Source organism: Frankia sp. CoBUL1 (genome assembly GCF_978021245.1).
The window spans coordinates 875-4,529 of record NZ_CDXDOS010000278.1; the positions used below are offsets into that span (position 1 = coordinate 875).

The following is a 3,655-nucleotide window of genomic DNA, read 5'->3' on the forward strand; positions in this document are numbered from 1 at the left end:
GCGGCGGTGCTCGCCGTGTTCGCGTCGAGGCAGCTCGCGGCCGCCACGGTGGCGGTCCGCCAGACCACCGGCGCGGGCTGGCAGGTGCGCGGATCCAGGATGTGGTGCAGGAGCCGCCCGCCGCGCCGCCACCGCCGCCCGAGGGTGCTGGACGTCGCGACGGCGCTCCCGGCGGCCAGGGTGATGGTGCAGGCGGGCTCGCCCGGGCGGTCCTGGACCCGAATGCGCCAGCCGCCCTCCGGCGCGTTCCCGGCGGTGGCGACATCCCCGCCGAGGCTGACCAGCACGCCGGTGCCGAGCCGTTCGGCGACCAGAGCGGCGCAGCGGTCGGCGGCCTGCGCCTTCGCCGTCGCTCCGAGGTCGAGCCGCACGTCGTCCGGCAGCGTCATTGTGTTCCCGGTCAGCCGGATCCGCTGCCAGCCCGGCGCCGGCCGGTGCACTACCCGCAGCCGCCGGCCGTCCGACGGCAGCAACGTGATGTCCCGGTCGTAGCCGAGAGCGGCGAGCGGTCCGCCGACGGTCGGGTCTACGTCCCCGTCGGTGCGCCGGGCCGCGAGGAGCGCCGCACCGACGAGGTCCGCCAGCAGCGGGCTGATCCGTTGCGGCGTCCCATCGGCGTGATCGAGCTGGTTGATCTCCGCGTCGTCCCGGAAACGACTGGCGACCTCGTCAACGGCCGTGAGATGGTCCACGACGATCTCCCGGGCGGCGGCCAGTGCGCCGGGCTCGGTCACCACGAGCCGGGCGGTCGTGCTCCACACCGACCACTCGACCGCCGCTGCCGCGCCGGGCATCTCAGGAACCACCGGTCGACGCGTGCGTGGGACCGTCGGCGTTCCCCACCGTGGTCCCGCCCGACCAGCCGCCGGACGGGGACGCGCTGTCGGAGGTCGACGACGAGGTGGATTCGTTACCCGAGGTCACCGAGCTGTCGTCCGTCGTCGAGGCCCAGGTGGCCGCGGATGCGGAATGCTCATGGGCCAGCACGCCGAAGCCGATGGCTCCGGCGGCCGCGACGGCTGCCAGTCCGGCGGTGACGGGGCCTACCCGTCGGATTCCCTGCTCACGTGTGGCCATGGCCGGTGTCCTCCTACCCTGCCGGCGCTCCGGAAGGAGCCCCGTGACTATGAGGGTGGGAGTCGGGCCTGTGTGTTACCTGTGCGTCAGCTGTTCGATTGCCGAGGGCGGAATACCCCACGGGCGTGGGGCGGACTTGATGGTGCTGCACGAGCGGACCGACCGGACCGGATCACCCCCACGGGCGTGGGGAGGACCGGTGCAGGTCTTGGTAGACGTCGGGGATGCCGTCGTGGTCGCGGTCGGCGGTCTCTGCTTCCTGGAGCCGGCGGTAGACGCGATTGCGCAGACGTAGCACGACGGCGGCGAGCAGGGCTGCGAGCAGGGAACCCGTCAGGACAGCAATCTTGACATGGTCATCACGTGCGCTACCGCTCCCGAAAGCCAGTTCACCGATGAGCAGGGAGACGGTGAATCCGATACCGGCCAAGACCGCGAGCCCGAGAACGTCGGTCCAGGTCAACCCGTCGTCGAGGGTGGCGCGAGTGAAGCGTGCTACCAGGAAGGTAGCGGCCATGATCCCCAGAGGCTTGCCGACGACGAGACCGAGCACGACACCGATGGCCGCCCGGTCGCTCAGCGCCGCGCTCAGTCCGCTCAGGCCATCGACGGTGACTCCGGCGGAGAAGAACGCGAAGACCGGCACCGCCACCCCGGCCGACAGGGGCCGCCAGCGGTGCTCGAAGTGCTCGGCCAGCCCCGGTCCCGCCTCCGGGCCGCCGGCACGGGTACTGCGGAGCACCGGCACGGCAAACCCCAGCAGCACGCCAGCCACGGTGGCGTGCACGCCGGAGGCGTGGACCAGCGTCCAGGTCGCGGCGGCCAAGGGCAGGAGGAGCCACCACGAGCGCACCCGGCGCTGGACCAGCAGAGTGAACAACGCCAGCGGCACCAGCGCGCCCAGCAACGGGAGGATCGACAGGTGGCGGGTGTAGACGACGGCGATGATGACGATGGCGAGCAGGTCATCGACGACCGCGAGGGTGAGCAGGAAGGTCCGCAGACCGGATGGCAGGTGCCGGCCAATGACCGCCAGCACCGCCAGCGCGAAGGCGATGTCGGTGGCGGTCGGGATCGCCCAGCCCGCTGAGGCGTCACCGCCGACGTTGACCAGCGCGTACAGCACGGCCGGGACGGCGACACCCCCGCAGGCGGCCAGGACCGGGACAGCGGCCCGCCGAGGGTCGCGGAGGTCTCCGGCGATGAACTCGCGTTTGAGTTCCAGCCCGGCAACGAAGAAGAAGATCGCTAGCAGGCCGTCGGCGGCCCACTGAGCCAGGGTGAGGTCCAGGTGCGCCCAGGACGGGCCGAGCTGGTAGGACAGCATTGACTGGTACGACTCTGACCACGGCGAGTTCGCCCAGCCCAAGGCCAGGACCGTCGCGGCGAGCAGCAGCCCGCCACCGATGGCCTCCCTGCGTAGGATCTCGGCGATCCGGCGAGCCTCGGGCCACGACCTGCGGTCGAACAGGCTGAACCGGCGAGACGGAACTTGGCCCACGGCGGCGCTCCTCACCAAGGGATCGGGTCACACGTTGCCGACCAGACTTCCCGGCGCACCGAACCCACCGTAGCCGAGCCGACGTTAACATGCCCCCCATACCAGCCGAAACGGCTAGGCACACCCGGCACGGGGCCGGCAGGGGACCCACCCCGAAGCACTGCCTCACCACGCCGGCTACAGCCTCGCCGAGCAGGCGGTGATCCCGACGCCGAAGAACGCCCTCCCCCTCGCACGGCTGACCAGCAGCGACCTCGTCGAGGACGAGGTCAGCACCTGTCTCGGCGTCGAATCCGTCCGCGTGGTTTGCTGCTTCGTCGACGCGGACAGCTACCGCTGGCTCGACCGCACCCGACGGCACCCGCTACCCGAGAAAGGAAGCCGCCGGGACGGCTCGTTCACCACCAACGACGTCCGTGCCATCCTTGTCCACGGCATCCCCGTCGCCGACGGCGATTGGCGTCGACCTCCATCTCTCACATGGTGGCGTCCATATTAAACCCGGGCGGTTCGCATTTGCAACTGTGCCCCGCCCGGTTTCTCTCGTTCGAGCCGGCTGCGGCTTCACTAGCCTGACCGCGCAAGGTCGTGTATGACGTGAGGTATTACTACTTCGATACCGTGACGACGTCGGAACGCAGCGGGGCGAGGGCCGCGTCGATCTGGCCGGTGGTTTCCGTCGGGACACCGAGGCCGGTCAACGCCGCGAGCAGATGGTCCACCACCGCGTCGAAGTGGGAGTCGGTGAGGCCGAGCGTGGCATGTACCGCGGCCATGTCCCGGCCCCGGTAGACCTCGGGACCACCGATCACCGCGGCGATGAACGCTCGCTGGTGTTCCTTGAGACGGGGCAGGTCCCGGTTGGCAAAGAGGGGTGCAAGAACGGGATCGGCCGTCACCCGGACGTAGAAATCGTCGACCGCGGCCTGCACGGCCGTCGCGCCGCCGATAGTGTCGTAGATACTCATCAGAGGTCTCGCTTTCGCAGGAGAGGACCGACCGGAGGTCGTTGACCATGTTTGTTGCCGTGGCTCACTGGTACCCGTCCGCCAGGTTCACTGAGCCTTTTCAAAGTTA

The 3,655-nt window shown here is 70.1% G+C and carries 5 protein-coding genes; 1 reads left to right on the forward strand and 4 read right to left on the reverse strand.

All coding sequences use genetic code 11. From position 1 onward, the window contains the following. The 3 genes from AC08OX_RS15480 to nhaA form a co-directional block, all read right to left on the reverse strand. Positions 1-794: FAD:protein FMN transferase (locus AC08OX_RS15480; protein WP_476608460.1), on the reverse strand; the 794-nt coding region annotated here is incomplete at its 3' end. A gap of 1 nt (position 795) precedes the next feature. Beyond that, a complete protein-coding gene (locus tag AC08OX_RS15485; RefSeq protein WP_476608461.1) occupies positions 796-1,077 on the reverse strand; it encodes a hypothetical protein in 282 nt (93 codons plus the stop codon). A gap of 172 nt (positions 1,078-1,249) precedes the next feature. Beyond that, complete coding sequence (nhaA, locus tag AC08OX_RS15490; protein ID WP_476608462.1) at positions 1,250-2,578, reverse strand: Na+/H+ antiporter NhaA; 1,329 nt, start codon at positions 2,576-2,578, stop codon at positions 1,250-1,252. Positions 2,579-2,777: 199 nt separating this feature from the next. Here nhaA and AC08OX_RS15495 point away from each other — a divergent pair, with 199 nt between their 5' ends. Beyond that, positions 2,778-3,077 carry a hypothetical protein gene (locus tag AC08OX_RS15495; protein WP_476608463.1) on the forward strand — a complete coding sequence of 100 codons (300 nt, stop codon included), beginning with the start codon at positions 2,778-2,780 and terminating at the stop codon, positions 3,075-3,077. A gap of 109 nt (positions 3,078-3,186) precedes the next feature. Here AC08OX_RS15495 and AC08OX_RS15500 read toward each other — a convergent pair whose 3' ends face one another. Beyond that, positions 3,187-3,546 (reverse strand): group I truncated hemoglobin, encoded by a 360-nt coding sequence (locus AC08OX_RS15500; protein WP_476608464.1) that lies wholly within the window; start codon positions 3,544-3,546, stop codon positions 3,187-3,189. Between the last annotated feature and the right edge of the window lie 109 nt (positions 3,547-3,655).